Annotated in this window: 12 protein-coding genes; 5 read left to right on the top strand and 7 right to left on the bottom strand. The window is 72.8% G+C overall.

Features of this window, described 5'->3' with window-relative positions; genetic code table 11:
• Positions 1-51: 51 nt before the first annotated feature.
• Positions 52-1,146, bottom strand: a complete 1,095-nt coding sequence (locus ABD841_RS00435; protein ID WP_344966550.1) for a hypothetical protein — start codon at positions 1,144-1,146, stop codon at positions 52-54.
• 30 nt (positions 1,147-1,176) lie between these two features.
• Between ABD841_RS00435 and ABD841_RS00430 the strand changes: the two genes are divergently transcribed.
• On the top strand, positions 1,177-1,962 hold the full coding sequence (locus ABD841_RS00430) for a glycoside hydrolase family 16 protein (RefSeq protein ID WP_344966548.1): 786 nt from the start codon (positions 1,177-1,179) through the stop codon (positions 1,960-1,962).
• A gap of 214 nt (positions 1,963-2,176) precedes the next feature.
• Here the strand turns inward: ABD841_RS00430 and ABD841_RS00425 are convergent, their stop codons facing one another.
• The 3 genes from ABD841_RS00425 to ABD841_RS00415 form a co-directional block, all read right to left on the bottom strand.
• Entirely contained in the window at positions 2,177-3,928 is a 1,752-nt protein-coding gene (locus ABD841_RS00425) for an ABC transporter ATP-binding protein (protein WP_344966546.1), read from the bottom strand.
• A gap of 294 nt (positions 3,929-4,222) precedes the next feature.
• On the bottom strand, positions 4,223-4,972 hold the full coding sequence (locus ABD841_RS40700) for an NADPH-dependent FMN reductase (protein WP_425581923.1): 750 nt from the start codon (positions 4,970-4,972) through the stop codon (positions 4,223-4,225).
• Positions 4,973-5,015: 43 nt separating this feature from the next.
• The gene (locus ABD841_RS00415; protein WP_344966544.1) at positions 5,016-5,543 is read right to left on the bottom strand and encodes a GNAT family N-acetyltransferase; all 528 of its coding nucleotides are present in this window, start codon (positions 5,541-5,543) and stop codon (positions 5,016-5,018) included.
• Positions 5,544-5,813: 270 nt separating this feature from the next.
• Between ABD841_RS00415 and ABD841_RS00410 the strand changes: the two genes are divergently transcribed.
• The 4 genes from ABD841_RS00410 to ABD841_RS00395 all read left to right on the top strand — a co-directional run bounded on the left by ABD841_RS00410 (position 5,814) and on the right by ABD841_RS00395 (position 12,449).
• A complete protein-coding gene (locus ABD841_RS00410; RefSeq protein WP_344966542.1) occupies positions 5,814-7,226 on the top strand; it encodes an LCP family protein in 1,413 nt (470 codons plus the stop codon).
• A 46-nt stretch (positions 7,227-7,272) separates the two neighbouring features.
• On the top strand, positions 7,273-9,924 hold the full coding sequence (locus ABD841_RS00405) for a helix-turn-helix transcriptional regulator (RefSeq protein WP_344966540.1): 2,652 nt from the start codon (positions 7,273-7,275) through the stop codon (positions 9,922-9,924).
• A 97-nt stretch (positions 9,925-10,021) separates the two neighbouring features.
• Entirely contained in the window at positions 10,022-11,395 is a 1,374-nt protein-coding gene (locus ABD841_RS00400) for a sensor histidine kinase (RefSeq protein WP_344966537.1), read from the top strand.
• Positions 11,396-11,462: 67 nt separating this feature from the next.
• Positions 11,463-12,449, top strand: a complete 987-nt coding sequence (locus ABD841_RS00395; protein ID WP_344966535.1) for a GlxA family transcriptional regulator — start codon at positions 11,463-11,465, stop codon at positions 12,447-12,449.
• A gap of 121 nt (positions 12,450-12,570) precedes the next feature.
• On the opposite strand, the gene ABD841_RS00390 is transcribed toward ABD841_RS00395, so the two are convergent.
• From ABD841_RS00390 to ABD841_RS00380, 3 genes are all read right to left on the bottom strand, one after another.
• Positions 12,571-13,920, bottom strand: a complete 1,350-nt coding sequence (locus ABD841_RS00390; RefSeq protein ID WP_344966533.1) for an ABC transporter substrate-binding protein — start codon at positions 13,918-13,920, stop codon at positions 12,571-12,573.
• Positions 13,921-14,206: 286 nt separating this feature from the next.
• Complete coding sequence (locus ABD841_RS00385; protein WP_344966531.1) at positions 14,207-14,587, bottom strand: ArsR/SmtB family transcription factor; 381 nt, start codon at positions 14,585-14,587, stop codon at positions 14,207-14,209.
• 217 nt (positions 14,588-14,804) lie between these two features.
• Entirely contained in the window at positions 14,805-16,163 is a 1,359-nt protein-coding gene (locus ABD841_RS00380; protein WP_344966529.1) for an MFS transporter, read from the bottom strand.
• Positions 16,164-16,558 lie beyond the last annotated feature (395 nt).

The raw sequence follows: 16,558 nt of genomic DNA, 5'->3' as shown, positions 1-16,558 counted from the left end.
CGCCCCCGCCCGCACCACGGACCGGGACGCGGCCCCCCGCCGGCAGCCGGATCAGGATCGGGGCACCCGGGCCGAGCCGTTCGCGGCGCAGCCCCGGGGCAGGCAGTCGCAGGCCCCGACCGATTCCCGGACCGCCCGGCCGACCGCGGCTCCCTCCGGCGACACCCGGTCCGCGGACGAACCCTCGCGGAGCACCCGGTCCACCCCGGCGCCGCGCACCAGCGGATCCACCACCGCCAAACCCACCTTCGCCCCCTCCGCCACGACCAAACCCACCCCCACCTCATCCACCACCGCCAAACCCACCTTCGCCCCCTCCGCCACGGCCAAGCCGTCGGCGACGGCCACCGGTGCCGAGCCCACCGCGACCTCCAGCCGCGCCCCGGAACCCCGGGACACCCCCGTCCCCTCCCCGACCTCGTCCGACACGGCGACGAAGCCCGCACCGAGCCCGACCACCACGGCCGAGCCCACCGTCGAGCCCACGTTCAAACCCACCGTCGAGCCCACATTCAGACCCACCGCCTGGCCCACGTTCAAACCCACCGCCTGGCCCACGTTCAGGCCCACCGTCAAGCCCACTGCCAAACCCACTGCCAAACCCTCGGCCACGCTCTCCGCCACGTCCCCGGCGACGCCGACCCGGCTGCGGGGGACGCCGAGACCGACCGTGACGACGGCGCCGACCGCCGCTCCCACGTTCACGGCCCGGCCGCCGGCCACCCCGGTGCAGAGCGGGCCGCCGACGTGGCTTGAGCGCACCTCACGTCCCACCCCCACCCCCACCTCCGTCGCCGATCCGGCCACTCCGGTCGAGCAGCCACAGGCGGTACCGACGGCCGTGGCGTTCCCGGCCCCGCCCTCCTCGGCCCGGACCGTCGTACCCCTGCCCCCGCTCAGGCGCCCGGCCGAGGAGTCCTGCGCGCCCGATGACCTGAGCGCGTGCTGGAGCCTGGCGCCCTGGCGGAGCCGCACCATGGAGTCGCCCGAGGTCAAGTTGATCGCCACGGAGCGGTCGTCACCGCCCCAGGCGCCGCGCTGGGTGTTCGCGCCGCCCGTCGCACCGGCCGAACCGGTGCCGAGCCCCACCGTTTCCTGGGCTCCCAGCCCGACGAGCACCGGCTGCTGGAGCTTCAGTCCCTCCACGCGCTGCGCCAGATCCTGGGAGGAGTAATGATGATCACCAGATCCCACGTGCGGGTGGCCGTGCTCAGCATGGTGGCGGCGCTGGCGGTGAGCACCCTCAGCGCGGCCCAGGGGGAGGTGGTCTCCGGTGCCCCGTGCGCCGCGGCCGCGGCCGGTGAGGTCAGCGCGGCCCAGACCCACAACTGGGGTGCGCCGACCTGGTGCGCGGAGTTCGACGACCAGTACCTCGACCAGGCCGACTGGGTGTTCTACGACTCGCCGGGGCACGCGGGCAACGGCCGCCGCTCCCCGCAGCAGCTCTACCTCGGTGACGGGGCGCTCTACCTGTACGGGCGCGCCGACGGGACCACCGCCGGACTGGCCGCCCGCCACGACCAGACCTACGGGCGCTGGGAGACCCGCATCCGCCTGTACCCGGGGGCGGGGTCGTACCACCCGGTCGCCCTGCTCTGGCCCAAGGACGGCGGGGGCAACGTGCGCAGCTCCACGGGTGAGGAGGTCGACTTCCTGGAGGTCATCGACGACCCGGAGCGGCAGCGGCCGAACTTCTTCCTGCACACCCCGCAGGGTCAGGAGCAGGCCCACGCCAACATCGACATGACCACCTGGCACACCTACGCGGTGGAGATCAGCCCGGGCAGCGTCGTCGGCTACATCGACGGGCAGGAGTGGTTCCGCTCGGCCAACTCCACGCAGAGCCCGATGTCGGTCTGCCTGCAGCTCGACTGGTTCCCGGGCCAGGGCAGCGGCGGGGAGGCGTGGATGGAGGTGGACTGGCTGCGCATCTACCCGCCGTCGGCGGGCGCCACGGGCTGAACCCGTCTGACCACCCGGGAGGGTGCGGGACGCCGGTCCCGCACCCTCCTCGCGTTCCGGCCCCCGCACCCGGAGGCCGGGTACCCGGAGGCCCGGTACGGCGCGACCCGGGCGCCCCTGGACTGGGACGTCCGGGTACGAGGAGGCCGATGGTGAAACGTCCAGGCATCGAACCGTCGAACCAAAGGTGTCCGGGAAGCACCCGGGCACGGGCTCAGGCGAGCTGGGCGCCCCGGAGTCCGGCGTAGACGCCGCGCATCCGCATGAGCTCCTCGTGCGTGCCCACCTCCTCGATCCCGCCGTCGCGCATGACCACGATGCGGTCCGCGCTGCGGATGGTCGAGAGCCGGTGCGCGACGACGAAGACCGTGCGCCCGGCCACCAGGCGGCTCAGCGCCTGCTGGATGAGCGCCTCCGACCGGGTGTCCAGGGCGGAGGTGGCCTCGTCCAGGACGAGCACGCGTGGGTCGCGGATCAGGGCGCGGGCGATGGCCAGGCGCTGGCGCTGCCCGCCCGACAGGCGGGCGCCCCGCTCCCCCACGACGGTGTCGAGCCCGGCGGGGAGCCGGTCGACGAACTCCAGCGCGTTGGCGTCCTGGAGCGCCTGCCGGACCCGCTCCTCGGAGACGCCGGCCATGCCGTAGGTGACGTTCTCCCTGATGCTGCCCTCGAACAGGATGGACTCCTGCGGCACGACGGACAGGAACCTGCGGTAGGTGCGCAGGTCCAGTGTCTCCATGTCGCGCCCGTCCAGCAGGATCCGGCCCGCGGTGGGCCGCAGGAAGCCGATGACGAGGCTGAGCACGGTCGACTTGCCCGCGCCCGACGGGCCGACCAGGGCGATGGTCTCACCCGGGGCCACCCGGAGGTCGAAGCCGGTGACCGCGGGACCGTCGCCGTAGGAGAATTCGACGTCGCGGAACTCGACCTCGCCGCGTACCTCGGTGACCTCTTCCTTGCCCGCGTTGTGCTCCAGGTCGGGGGCCTGGAGCACCTCGCCGATCGACCGCACCGACGCCAGCCCCTTGCTGATCACCGGGGTGAGGTTGAGCAGCGAGGTGACCGCGGCGGTGAGGGTCGCGAAGAAGGTGGTGAGCATGACCACGTCGCCGGCGGTGATGGGGATGACCTGGTAGTAGGCGACGAGCGCGGAGCCGGCGAGGAAGGCCACGCCGAGCGTGTTGAGCAGGATCCACGCCATCGCCCCGAAGCTGCCGTTGAGCAGGTCGAGCCGGAGGCCCTTGCGCAGCACCTTGGTCAGGGTGCCGTCGACGCGGTGCAGGGCGTCCTGCTCCAGGCCGTGCGCGCGGGTGATCGGGATGAGCGTGGTCATCTCGCTGACCCGGGTGGAGAGCTGCTCGACCTCGCGGCGGAAGCTCTCGTTGTCGTCGCGCAGCCGGGTCCGCATGTGCATCACGAGCAGCGCGGCGGCGGGCACGACCACCAGGAAGACGGGTATCGCGGCGGGCACCCGCACGGCGATCGCCGCCAGGCCGCCGACCATCATGGTGAGCGCGGACAGGCCCATGTCCGCGGTCTGCTGGGTGGTCTGTTCCACGCTCTCGACGTCCCGGATGACCTTGGTCTGCAGCACGGCGGCGCTGACCCGCGAGTGGTAGCCGATGGAGAGCTGCTGCATGCGCCGGCAGAGCGCGAAGCGCAGACTGGTGCCCACCCGGCGGATGGCGCCGTGCATGCAGCGTACGTAGAGCAGGTGGAAGGGGTAGTTGAGGAGCAGCAGGACGAGCAGCACACCCGTGTTGAGCCACAGGTTCGCGATCGGGCTCCGGCCGATCACGACGTCGATGACGTTGGCGGTGACCAGCGGCAGCGACCAGGTGGGGCTGTGCTTGAGCAGGAAGGCGACGACCGCCGCGATCAGCTTGAGGCGTTCTTCCCGGAAGAGGTAGGCGAGCGTACGGATGGGGTGCTCACCGCGGTAGCGGTGATCGAGTGCGCCAACCAAGAATCCCCCAAATTTTGGAAATACCCTGACAATCCTCCCTCTTGGAAGTTTCATCCGCATGACGGCCCCCGGGGGGAAGGATCAGGCCGGTCGGATCGGGCAGGGCGAGGAACCGCGGGCCCGGCGGGAGCGGCCGCCCCAAGGACCGCCCGGCAGCGGTGGGGGACGGGAAAGCGCCTCCGGCGGGACGGCGGACGAGCAGGAACCCCGGCGGGACGGCGCCAGGGGCGCCGGCCGGCGGACGAGCAGGAACCCCGGCGGGACGGCGGCAGGGGCGCCGGCCGGCGGGGAGCGTCAGACGCGGTAGGGCCGGGCCGCGCGGGCCTCGCGCAGGGTGGTGCCCCACCAGACGAGCTGGTCGAGCATGACCTTGGCCGCGGCCGGGGCGCCGGAGGGGTCCGCCAGGCCGCCGCTCCCGCCGAACCGGCCGTCGTGCACGCCGTGGAAGCTCACGGTGTCACGGAGGGTGACCGCGTGCAGCTCCGCGAAGACGAGGCGGAGCTGCTCCACCGCGCGCAGACCGCCGGAGACCCCGCCGTAGGAGACGAAGCCGACCGGCTTGGCCGCCCACTCCCGGCGGACGGCGTCGACGGCCAGTTTCAGCGCGGCGGGGTAGCCGTGGTTGTACTCCGGGGTGACCACCACGAAACCGTCGGCGGCGCCGATCCTCGCGGCGAGCGCGCGGGCCTCCTCACCGGTGCCGCCCGAGCCGCCGGAGCCGCCGGAGCCGCCGGAGCCGTTCAGCCGGCCCGAACCATCGGAACCGCCCGAACCACCGAAGCCACCCGAACCACCGAAGCCACCGGAACCGCCGGAGTCACCCGGACCACCGGAGTCGCCCGAACCGTTCAGCCCGCCGGTGCCGCCCGGACCGCGACCGCCCGAACGCGCGGGCTGGATCGGGGGAAGCGGGGTACGGCCCAGGTCGATCACGTCCAGCCGCAGGTCGCCGCGGCGGCCGGCCTCGTCCAGGAACCACCGGCCCACCCTCGTCCCGACGCCCCCCTCGCGAGTGCTTGCGATGATGACTGCGATGTCGAGCACGGTGGTCCCCCTCTGATCAGGCTGCACTGACCAGGGTGCGACCTCAACCTTGGTCGAGGTCAACCCGGTCCGGGAGGAGCCGCATCTGGAGAACCTGGCCGGGCCAGTCTCCGACGCTGAACGTCTCGGCCCTGGCGAAGCCCTGACCCTCGTAGTACTTCACCAGCCGGCCGTCGTCACCGGCGTAGCAGTCGACCCGGAGCAGCCCGACCCCCAGCGCCACGGCCTCGGCGCGGGCGCGGTCCAGCAGGGCGGCGCCGACCCCGCGGCCGTGGAACCTCTGGTCGATGACCAGGCTCTGGACGTACAGCTCGGGCTCGGACGCCGGGGCGACGTACGGCACCGGCGCCCCCACCACCGCGGAGCCCGCGGGCCTGCCGTCGAGCTCGGCGATGCGCATCCAGCCGGACGTCGCCCACGCGGTGACCCGCTCGACGCGGGCCGGGTCGGCGGAGAACGGTTCGCTGCCCCACTGGCCGGTGCGCCCCCGGGCGACCAGCCACGCCACCGCGCTGTCGAACATCGCCAGGACGGCGGGGACGTCGCCGAGATTCCCGTCACGGATGACCACCGGCGGATCGTAACAGGCGCTTCCCCGGGACAGAACCTCACCGGCGGAGCAGCACGGAGAGCATCCGACACGAGGGGGTAGGACTCCGTACACGGGACGGGGCACGGCAGGACGGGGCGAGATCATGCGTACGGGCCTGGATGCGGCGGGACGGGGCAGGACGGGAGAGGTCCGCACCGAACGGGCTGAAGATCAGTACACTCGGCGGCGGCCGGAATACGGCTCATCGGCCACGGGCGCACGCCATGGCCCCTCCCCTCCAGGAGACACGTGAGCAGCGGACTGATCGACGTGCCCCCCAAGTCGTCCGGACGGCGCCCGCCCCGGCCGCGCCGCAGGTGGCTGTGGTGGCTGGTGGCCGCCGTCACCGCCGTCGTGCTCGGCGTGGCGGGCACGGTGACCGGCGCCTACGTCAAGCTGACCGGCAACGTCAAGCACGTCGACGTCCAGCCGGAGGATCTCGGACGCCGGCCCGCGAAGGTCGCCGGCAAGGCGCTGAACGTGCTGATCGTCGGCTCCGACCAGCGCAACGGCAAGAACGCCAGGTACGGCCGGGTCGCGGGCGAGCGGACCGACACGATCATGCTCGCGCACATCTCCCCCAAGCGGGACAACGCGATGGTCATCAGCTTCCCCCGCGACTCGATGGTCCAGCTCCCCGCCTGCCGGGCCCGGCAGGGCCTGCCCGGCCAGCAGGCGCACCTGGGCCTGATCAACGAGTCGTTCAACTCCGGCGGCATCACCTGCACCTGGAAGACCGTCGAGGCGCTCACCGGCATCCACATCGACCACTTCGTGAAGGTCGACTTCACCGGCTTCAAGGGCATGGTCGACGCGATCGGCGGGGTGGAGGTCTGCGTCCCGGAGCCGATCGACGACAAGAAGGCCCTGCTCCACCTGCCCGCCGGACGCCAGGTCCTCAAGGGCGAGCAGGCGCTGGGCTACGTCCGGGCCCGCTACAGCCTGGGCGACGGCTCGGACATCGGGCGCATCCAGCGCCAGCAGATGTTCATCGCCTCCATGGTCAAGAAGGTCATGAGCGGCGACACGCTCACCGACCCCGCCCGGCTCTACTCCTTCCTGGACGCGGCGACCAGCTCGGTGACCACCGACCCGGGCCTGACCCCGAGCGTCATGAAGGACCTGGCGGTCAGCGCCCAGGGCCTGGCCGCCGGGCAGATCCACTTCATCACCACCCCCTGGCGCTACTCGCTCACCTACCCCGGCCGGGTGGAGTGGGTCCAGCCGCAGAGCACGAAGCTGTTCCGGATCGTCGCGACGGACCAGGCGATCGCCGGGTCCGGGGTCAAGGGCGGGCAGTCCCGGGTGCCCCGGTCGAAGATCCAGGTCGAGGTGCGCAACGGGACCACCCGGTCGGGCCTGGCCACCCTGGTCGCCGTCCAGCTGGAGGAGCGCGGCTACCACATCGCCAGGGTCGGCGACGCGCGGCACAAGCCGTACCCGAAGACCACGATCGCCTACTCGCCGAACGGCGCGGCCAAGGCGCCCACCCTCAGCCGTGACCTGCTGGCCTCGACCGGCCTGCCCGTCGCCCGGGCGACCACGGGGCGGCTCGTGCTGACGATCGGTGACGACTGGCAGGGGCTCAAGGAGCTTCCCCGGGACGACACGGACAGCCTCAAGGGCTTCGACGCCACGCACGACTCGTGCAGCGGCTCCTGATCGTCCCGGTCGAGCCCTGATCGTCCGGGTTGAGTAAGGTGCGAGCATGCTGCGTGGGAGAGACGCCGAGCAGGCCGTGATCGACCGGCTGCTCGCGCAGTGCCGCGCGGGCCGCAGCGGCGCCCTCCTCATCCGGGGCGAGCCGGGGATCGGCAAGACCGCGCTGCTCGGCTACGCGGCCGACGCCGCGGACGGCATGCGGGTGATCCGCGGCACCGGGGTGGAGTCGGAGGCGGAGTTGCCCTTCGCCGGGCTGCACCTGCTGCTGCGGCCGGTGCTCGACCGGGCCGCGGCGCTGCCCGCGCCGCAGGAGAGGGCGCTGCGCGCCGCCTTCGGACTGGCCTCGGTGGAGGCCGGCGACCGGCTCCTGATCGGCCTGGCGGTGCTCTCCCTGCTGTCGGAGCTGGCCGAGGACGGCCCCCTGCTGGTGCTCGTGGACGACGCCCAGTGGCTGGACCGCGCGTCCGTCGACGCGCTGCTGTTCGCCGCGCGGCGGCTGGACGCCGAGGGGGTGACGGTGCTCTTCGCCGCCCGGGAGCCGTTCGTCGCACCGGGCGTGCCGGAGCTGCCGGTCCGGGGGCTCGACCCCGCCGCCGCGGCGGCCCTGCTGGGCGCCGACATCAACCCCGTCGTCCGCTACCGCGTGCTGGCCGAGGCGCGCGGCAACCCGCTCGCGCTGATCGAACTGCCCGCCGCCGCGCCCTCCGACGGCACGGCGCTCCCGCTCACCAGCCGGGTCCAGGACGCCTTCCTCGGCCAGGTCCGGGTGCTGCCCGAGGCGACGCAGGGCCTGCTCGCGGTGGCCGCGGCCGAGGACACCGGTGACCTGGACGTCGTACTGCGGGCGGCGGCCCGCTTCGGCGACTTCCTGGAGGATCTGCACCCGGCCGAGCGCGCGGGGCTGGTCCGGGTCGACGAGGGGACCATGACCTTCCGCCACCCGTTGGTCAGGGCGGCCGTCTACCAGGGGATCCCGCCCAGCCTGCGCCTGGCCGTGCACCGGGCGCTGGCCGACGTGCTGGACCGCCCCGAGGACGCCGACCGGCGTGCCTGGCACCTGGCCATGGCCGCGACGGGACCCGACGAGGAGGTGGCCGCCGAGCTGGAGCGTACCGCCGTGCGGGCGAGCGGCCGCAGCGGGTACGCCGCCGCGGCCACCGCCTACGAGCGGGCGGCCCGGCTGAGCGCGGAGCCGCGGGCGCAGGCGCTCCGGCTCACGCTGGCCGCCGAGGCCGCTGCCTGGGCGGGTGAGGCGGATCGGGCGGCCTCACTCGCCGAGCGGGGCTCCCGGCGGCTCGTCTCCCTGGCCGGGCGGACGGGAGAAGCGCGGGAGACGGAACTCCGGGTGCGGCTGACGCACGTGCGGGCGACCGCCGACTTCCTCCGGGGATCGCCGCACACCGCGTACGAGGCGCTGCTCGCGGGTGCGGCGGCGGTGAGCGGCGGGCGGGCGGCGCGGATGCTGATGCAGGCGACGCACAGCGCCTGGTACCTCGGCGCGCCCGAACTCGACCGCGCCGCGGCCAGGCTCGGCGCCCTGGACCTGCCCCCGGACGACCCGATGGCGCCGGTCGTCGAGTTCGTCACCGCGGTCCTGTCCCGGAGCGAGGCCCCGCCGTCGCTGACCGGGGTGGTCGCCCGGGCCCGGCAGGCCGGGGCGGGCGATCCGCGGGACCTGGTCCAGGCGTGCGGGGTCGGGCTGGTGGCCGGGCAGGACGAGGAGGTGGGCGAGGTCGCGGCGGCGCTGGTGGCCGAGAGCCGCGCCCTGGGCAGCATCGGGGTGCTGCCGGCGCTGCTGTTCTTCCTCGCCGAGACCGAGCTCTTCGGCGGACGGCCCCGCGACGCGCTGACCACCGCCACCGAGAGCCTGCGCATCGCGCGCGACGCCGGGCAGGGGCAGTGGGTCAGCCAGATGAACGGCTTCCTGGCCTACCACGCCGCGCTCGAGGGTGACGAGGAGCGCTGCGCGCGACACGCGGACGAGGCGCTCATGGGCGGCGTGGCCGGGGCGCGGTGGGCGCTCTGGGCGCGGGGCGTGCTCGACCTCGGCCACGGCCGGGTGGAGGTGGCGCTGTCCCGGCTGGAGCCCTTCGCCGGCGGGCACCAGGTGGCCGAGACGCGGTGCGTGCCCGACCTGGTCGAGGCGGCCGTGCGGTTCGGCGCCCCGGAACGCGTGGCCGGCGCCTTCGCCCGCTACCGGGAATGGGCCCGTACGACGCGCCGCCCGTGGGCCGAGTCCCTGGTGCTGCGCTGCCGCGCCCTCCTGGAGGACGCGGAGGAGCACTTCACCGCGGCGCTGGAACTCGGCGGGCGGCCCTTCGAGCGGGCCAGGACCGAGCTGCTCTACGGCGAGTGGCTGCGCCGCGCCCGCAGGAAGGCCGATGCCCGCACCCACCTGCGGTCCGCGCTGGAGACCTTCGAGCGACTGGAGGCCGGCCCGTGGGCCGACCGGGCGCGCACGGAGCTGGGCGCCACCGGGTCCGCGGCGCCGGCCGCGCCCGCGCCCGGAGTGCTGGCCAGGCTCACTCCCCAGGAGCTGCAGATCGTCCGCCTGGCCGCGCAGGGCCTGTCCAACCGCGACATCGCCGCCCAGCTCTTTCTCAGTCCGCGCACGGTCGGTTACCACCTGTACAAGGCCTACCCCAAGCTGGGCGTCGCCTCCCGGAGCGAACTCGGAGCCATTGCTCTTTTCAACTAAAAAGCTTGACCGGTCTTTACGCCCCCGTGAACATCGACCGCCTACAAATAGGACGAATGGCGACTTTTTATGTCAAAGCCGCTTTTCAGGGGGGAAAGTGCCTAGACTGCGACGCCCGCGCTCGATCAGAAGCCGGGTGACCCTCACCACGCTCGTCGCCTTCGCGTTGATCCTCGGGGCGGGGGCGCTGGCGACATCGCAGGGGGTACGGGCCATGGTGCTGGCGGACCTCGTCAACAGCACCGCCGAGGCGGCCAGGAAGGCGTCCGTCGCCGCCGACGACGGGCCGAGGGTGGAGACCATCCCGCCGTCGAACCGGATCATCCGCCTTCAGATCATCGGGCGCGACGGCACGGTGGTCGCCGCCAGTCCGGCGATGAAGGGGCAGCCCCCGATGACCAGGGCTCGGCCGACCAGCGGCGACCTCCGCGTGGACACGACCTCCTGCGTGACCTCCCCCGACGGGAACCGGACGTGCTTCGCCATCGTGGGGGTCCGGAACAAGATCTCCGCCTACGGGGACGTGGTGGTCTACGCGGCGGGAATCCACCCGCCGGTGCTCAGCACCTTCACCCTTGAGATCGCCCTGGGGCTCTTCTGCGTCGCGCTCCTCGCGCTGCTCGGCTGGCTGACCTGGCGGATGATCGGCCGGACCCTCGAACCGGTGGCGCGGATCCGCGCCGAGATGGCCGAGATCACCGCCTCGGACCTCAGCCGCCGGATCTCCGTCCCCGAGACCCGGAACGAGGTGACGCAGCTCACCGAGGCCATCAACACCACCCTCGACAAGCTGGAGCGGGCCGTGGAGAACCAGCGCCGCTTCGCCTCCGACGCCTCCCACGAGCTGCGCACCCCGCTGACCGGGCTGCGCACCAAGCTCGAACTGGCGCTCGCCGACCCCGAGGCCGAGGACCCGGCGGTGACGATATGTTCCGCGCTGAACGACGCCGAGCGACTCCAGGCCATCGTCAACGACCTGCTCCTGCTCGCCCGGCTCGACGCCGGGGTGCACGCCTCTCCGGAGGCGGTCGACCTCGCCGCGCTCGTCACCACGGAGGTGGAGCGGCGGCCGTCCCGGCACCGGGTGCTGCTGAACCTCCAGCCCGGCGTCCTGGTGCAGGGCAACCGGCTCCAGCTGACCCGGTTGCTGACCAACCTGCTCGCCAACGCCGAGCGGCACGCGATGAGCGAGGTGCGGATCCGGGTCGCCGGCGAGGACGGCGAGGCCGTGCTGGAGGTGACCGACGACGGGCTCGGCATCCCGCCCGAGGAACGCGAGCGGGTCTTCCAGCGCTTCACCCGCCTCGACTCGGCACGCAGCCGCGACGCCGGGGGGACCGGCCTGGGCCTGCCCATCGCCCGGGACATCGCGGTGGCCCACCAGGGCAAGCTGTACGCCGCCGACAGTGCCAACGGCCGCGGAGCCCGCCTGATCCTCCGGCTGCCGCTGTCGACGAGCATCCCCGTCTGACGCGGGAACCGGTGTGGAAAGGGTCCGGGACGGGTGGCCCGGATATGGCTTATGCAAGAATCAGGCCATGCACAGGATCGTCGTGCTGGCGCTGGACGGGGTCATCCCCTTCGAGCTGGGCATCCCGCCCCGCATCTTCGGGGGTGCCAAGCTCCCGGACGGGACACCGCTCTACGAGGTGATCACCTGCACGGTCGACGGCGGGCCGGTCCGGAGCGACGCCGACTTCTCCATCACGGTCGGCCACGGGGCCGAGGCACTGGCCGGCGCGGACACCGTGGTCATCCCGGCCACCCACGCGCTCGGCGCGATATACACCGAAGGACGACTCCCCGCGCCCCTGGCCGAGGCGCTCTCGGGCATCCGGCCGGGCACCCGCCTGGTCTCCATCTGCACCGCCTCGTACGTGCTCGCCGCGGCCGGGCTGCTCGACGGCCGACCCGCGACCACCCACTGGAGCCACTCCAGGCACTTCCAGGAGCTGTTCCCCCGGGTCAAGGTCAACCCGGACGTGTTGTTCGTGGACGACGGGGACGTGCTCACCTCGGCCGGGGTGGCCGCCGGGATCGACCTCTGCCTGCACATCGTCCGGCGCGACCACGGCACCGAGGTGGCCAACCAGGTGGCCCGGCGCTGCGTCGTGCCGCCGTGGCGGGACGGCGGCCAGGCCCAGTTCATCGAACGCCCCGTCCCGGAGCCGTCCACCGCCACCACCTCGGCGACCCGGGCCTGGGCGCTGGAGCACCTGGACCGGCCGCTCCCGCTCAGCGAGCTGGCCGCCCACGCCCGGATGAGCCGCCGCACCTTCACCCGGCGCTTCCGCGACGAGGTGGGGCTGAGCCCGGGGCAGTGGCTCATCCGGCAGCGGGTGGAACTGGCCCGCCGCCTGCTGGAGACCAGCGACCTGCCGGTCGACGGCGTCGCCCTGCGGGCGGGGTTCGGCACCGCCGCCTCGCTCCGCCAGCACCTGCAGGCGGCCATCGGCGTCTCGCCGACGGCCTACCGCCGCGTCTTCCGCCCGGCGGCGCCGGAACCGGTCCCCGCCGGAACATGACCCGGGGCCGGGCTCGGGTTCCCGCCGGAGCGTGCCCCGGAGCCGAACACCGGTCACACCGGAACATGGCCCGGCGTCAGGCTCCGGTCCCCGCCGGAACATGACCCGGGGCCGGGACCGGTCACCTGCCGGCGTAACGGCCGCCGGCCCACTCCTTGTCCAGCTTGTCCGCCGCGTTCTTCGGGGTGGTCCGGCCGCGGACGAGGTCGCCGATGACCCCGCCCTCCACCTCGTCGAGGAAGGCCTCGGTCGAGTGGCGCGCGGGGCCGCCGGTGCCGACGAGCTCCCGGATCCTCGCGTAGCCGTCCTTCGCGGCGTCGGTGGTGAGCGCCGCGGGGTCCGTCTGGAAATCCTTGAGGGCGGGGACCATCGTCAGGTCCGCGGACCACGTCCGGACGCCGTCCCCCATCGCCAGGAACTCGACCAGCTTGGCCGCCTCCTCCACGTGCTTGGACGACGTGGGCACGGCGAGACCCGCGGCCAGACCTCGGGCGACGGGCTTGCCACCGGGCCGGAGGACGGGGAAGGCACCTGCGCCGACGTCGTCGAGGGAGATCCCGGCGGTCTTGCGGTAGTCGGCGGACAGCAGGCGGGCCTGGGCGGAGTCGTCCACCAGGAACAGGGCCCGGCCCTGGCCGAACAGCTCCACCGGGCCGTCACCCTTGAGGTCCAGCACGGACTTGTCGATCACGCCCCGCGCGAAGAGCGAGGCGTAGTCGGTCAGCGCCGAGACCAGCGCGGGGCTGTTCCACGGCTTGCGACCGGCGAGCACGTCACCGGCGAGCGACGGGTCCGTCTGACCGGAGAGGGTGAACAGGATCTCCTCCAACCGGCGCGGCTCGCCCGAGAAGACGATCGGCCGGACATCGGGAAGCTCCTTCTTGACCCGGGTGACGATGGACTCCAGGTCCGCCGCCCTCTCGGGCAGGTCCTCGGCGAGCTCGGACAGGAGCGCGGCGTTGACGTACATGACCACGCCGCCGGTGGAACCCATCGGGACGGAGTAGAGCGTGCCGTCCCCGGTCGCCTCGGTCGCCTGGCCGATCACGCGCTCGTCGAGCCTGGACCGCCAGCCGCCCGGGAGCGCCTTCTCCCAGTCGGAGACCGGGCGGAGCCTGTCCTTGACCGTGTCGGCCGTCTCCGGGGCCGGGAGGCCGACGACGTCGATCTCCTCCCCGTCCTTCAGGGCCTCGGGCAGCCGTTTGCGGTACTCGGCCTCGTCGAACACGTCCAGTTCGACCTCGATGCCGGGGTTTTTCTGCTCGAAGGCGGCGAGCGCCTTCTCGAGGGTCGTCTCGGCCGGGAACGAGGTCCAGTACTTCAGGGTGACGGTCTTCCGGCCCTCGGGGGACCGGGCCTGGCCGACCGGCTTGTCACCGCCCTGCCCGTCACCGGCACCCGAGCAGGCCGCGACCAGGCCGAGGGTGAGAGCGGCGACCGCCGCGGCGAGCGCGCGAGCCGTACCACGCATGCGTAACCTCCATCGAGATGACCACCAAGCGCCGGGCCGTCCCGGCGATCGGATGATCAAGGAGGACCCTCCTGCCCCGGAACGCGGGCAGGACACCACCGCCCGGTGGGCTCACGGGTCCGCGACCGCTCGGCGGGCCGGTCCGGACATGAGGGTGCGAGCCGCCCGGGCGACACCGCCGAGCATGGTCAACGATCTTATGAGGCGCGGGGCGGTGGCGTGACCACGCGGACGAGGGCGGGCGACGGGACGCAGGGCCGCGGCCGCTCCCGGGCAACCCCGCGGGTCAGCCCTCCACGATCTCGTGACGCAGGTGCTCGCGGCTGAGGTCGAGGAGCATGCGGACGTGGGCGTCGGCGAGACGGTAGTAGATCATCCGGCCGGACCGGCGGCTGGCCACGATGCCCGCCGTCCGCAGCAGCCTCAGCGCGTGCGAGACGGCGGTGTCGCTGACCTCGACCGTCTCGGTGAGATCGCAGACGCACAACTCACCGGCTTCGAGCAGCGCGTACAGCAACCGGGCCCGGGTCGGGTCGCCCAGCAGCCGGAACAGCTCGGCCAGCCGGGTGGCCTCGTCCGAGGTGACGAGCCGGTCGCGGGTCGCCGCCACCCTGGCCTCGTCGGGCTCGACGGTCGTGCACGTGTCCAGGCGGGCGGCGGCTTTCATGGGCATACTCCTGAACAGGTGCTCAAATGATAATCACTATCGTATCAAGCCTCCCTTCCGTCCAACGGCCTCGCGCACAAGGCCGGTCCGCGACGCGCGGCGGCGCTCAGCGCTCCGGATCTCCCGGCGCGCGGCGCACGGCGTCAGCCCTCAGTGCGCGGCGGCGCTCAAGTTCCGGAGCCCCCCACGCGCGGCGGCGCTCGGACTCCGAAGCCCCTCAACGCGCGGCGGCGCTCAGCGGCCGGGCGATGTCCTCCAGCCCCTTCCCCTCGGCCCTGACCCCCAGGAAGACCTCCACCAGCCCTGCCACGATCATGAGCGTCGCACCGATGCAGAAGGCCAGCGCGGTGTCACCGGGCCTTCCGCTCTCGACGAGACCGGCGAAGACCAGCGGACCCGCGACGCCGCCGACGAAGGTGCCGATCGCGTAGAAGAAGGCGATGGCCATGGCCCGCGTCTCCATCGGGAAGATCTCGCTGACGGTCAGGTAGGCGGCGCTCGCCCCGGCGGAGGCGAAGAAGAGCACCACGCACCAGCAGGCGGTCAGCGTGACCGCGGTCAGTACGCCCTGGTTGAACAACCATGCCGTGCCGAGGAGCAGCAGACCGGACCCGATGTAGGTGCCGGAGATCATGGGAACGCGGCCGACCGTGTCGAAGAACCGCCCGAGGAGCAGCGGGCCGAGGAAGTTGCCGATCGCGATGACCGCGAAGAAGTATCCGGCGTCGGTGTCGATACCGAAGAAGGTCGACAGGATCTGCGCGTACCCGAAGGTGATGGCGTTGTAGAGGAACGCCTGCCCGACGAAGAGCGACAGGCCGAGGACCGTACGCCTGGGGTAGCGGGCGACCATGGTGTGCGCGATCTGCCCGAACCCGATCGACCTGCGCTGGTGGATGGTCATCGACCGCGAGGGCTCCTCCAGCCGCACGCCCTTCTCCTGCTCGACCCGCTCCTCGACCTCGTCGACCAGCCTCTCGGCCTCCCGGTCCCGGCCGTGGATGAACAGCCAGCGCGGGCTCTCCGGCACGTGCCTGCGGACCAGCAGGATGGCCAGGCCGAGCACCACGCCCAGGCCGAACGCGACACGCCAGCCGATGTTCACGGGAAGGTTGTTCAGCAACGGCACGGTCAGCAGCGCGCCGCCCGCGGCACCGAGCCAGTAGCTGCCGTTGATGATGATGTCGATCCGGCCCCGGTGGCGGCTCGGGATGAGCTCGTCGATGGCCGAGTTGATGGCGGCGTACTCGCCGCCGATACCGAACCCGGTGAGGAAACGGAACAGGAAGAACCACCAGGCGGAGAAGGAGAACGCCGTCGCGGCGGTGGCGACAAGGTAGACCACCATGGTGATGATGAACATTTTCTTGCGCCCGAACCGGTCGGTGAGCCAGCCGAAGAACAACGCCCCGAGGCACGCTCCGGCCACGTAGAGGGCGGCGGCCGTGCCGGCGACCTGGGCCTGGGTGATCGCCAGACCGCTGCCCTCCTTGGCGAGCTGGGCGGAGAGGTTGCCGACGATGGTCACCTCAAGACCGTCGAGGATCCAGACGGTGCCGAGGCCAATAATGATCATCCAGTGCCATCGTGACCATGGCAGCCGGTCCAACCGCGCGGGGACCTTCGTGGTCACCGTCCCCGTCCGAACGTCGCTCATGGCGACACCGGCTACCCATATGAGGGTCGCTCATGCCCGGTGGGAGCCGGGGTCCGCCCCGCCACGTCGCGCCGCCACGTCGCGCCGTCCCGGATCGTCACTCCCCGCCCGGCGCCGTACGCGACCGCCGTACCCCACCACCCCGTACCGCCCCGTACCGCCGCGGCCCGTCCCCGCGCGGGGCCAACAAACCCGGCGACCCCGGCAGACCCAACTGTCCTGACAGAACCGGCAGAACCGACGGACCCGGTGGACCCCGCCTGACGGGGGGCGCACCGTTCCGATTACCCCGGCCATGAGCCATATCTCGCCCT

The organism is Streptosporangium fragile, assembly GCF_039534445.1.
GTDB lineage: Bacteria > Actinomycetota > Actinomycetes > Streptosporangiales > Streptosporangiaceae > Streptosporangium > Streptosporangium fragile.
This window is presented reverse-complemented; position numbering and strand designations above follow the sequence as displayed.

What these genes read in the sequence shown, in the direction of transcription:
- ABD841_RS00385 (WP_344966531.1), bottom strand. Translation starts at nt 14,587, where the DNA reads ATGAAAGCCGCCGCCCGCCTGGACACGTGCACGACCGTCGAGCCCGAC.
- ABD841_RS00380 (WP_344966529.1), bottom strand. Translation starts at nt 16,163, where the DNA reads ATGATCATTATTGGCCTCGGCACCGTCTGGATCCTCGACGGTCTTGAG.
- ABD841_RS00405 (WP_344966540.1), top strand. Translation starts at nt 7,273, where the DNA reads ATGCTGCGTGGGAGAGACGCCGAGCAGGCCGTGATCGACCGGCTGCTC.
- ABD841_RS00430 (WP_344966548.1), top strand. Translation starts at nt 1,177, where the DNA reads ATGATCACCAGATCCCACGTGCGGGTGGCCGTGCTCAGCATGGTGGCG.
- ABD841_RS00390 (WP_344966533.1), bottom strand. Translation starts at nt 13,920, where the DNA reads ATGCGTGGTACGGCTCGCGCGCTCGCCGCGGCGGTCGCCGCTCTCACC.
- ABD841_RS00395 (WP_344966535.1), top strand. Translation starts at nt 11,463, where the DNA reads ATGCACAGGATCGTCGTGCTGGCGCTGGACGGGGTCATCCCCTTCGAG.